The 529-nt window shown below is 58.6% G+C and carries 1 protein-coding gene; it reads right to left on the bottom strand.

Going from position 1 to position 529, the window contains the following annotated elements:
* Positions 1 to 331 precede the first annotated feature (331 nt).
* Positions 332 to 529, bottom strand: a 198-nt coding sequence (locus M3I53_RS38100; protein ID WP_254320785.1) for a hypothetical protein, incomplete at its 5' end; no start/stop codon positions are given.

Raw genomic sequence — 529 nt, forward strand, 5'->3', positions numbered from 1 at the left:
ATGGTGAATGGCTCCGGAGCGTCTGTCACCTCGCACCACCAAAGTGAGTGACAAGGCAGTCATTCATCCCGCTGCTCGCTACGCGCGCTGCGGTTGGGGCTGCATGGGACACCAGGGGCGCTGTCAGCCTCGGCGAGGATGCACGCGCACCAATGGTTTCAGGTTATGCCCTTCGGCGCGCGGAGCGCCGCCGGAAGGATGACTGCCTTGTCACCGACTTTGAAGGTACGGAGTGACAGACGCTCCGGAGCCATTCACCGTTAGCGGCGCGATGTGAACCGTGGCAGGCGCTAGCGGTTTGAGCGGCTTTCTTTGCCTACTTGTATATTGCTTACTGCGTCTGGAAACTGATCCTTTCCTTTCGCAGGAAGCGGTAGCCCGTTTGTCCTTCAAGGGCTCGCAGCCCGAAAGAAAGCTGGTGGCGCCGCTTCCACTTACCGCTCCGAACCCGGACAGTTGACTGAGCCTCGAGCTCGTATTTCTGCAAGTATGGGTGCTGTGGTGAACCAAATCCAATCTTCTTCCGTTT

Origin of the sequence: Paraburkholderia sp. CNPSo 3272, assembly GCF_024206495.1 — a bacterium.
Lineage (GTDB): Bacteria > Pseudomonadota > Gammaproteobacteria > Burkholderiales > Burkholderiaceae > Paraburkholderia.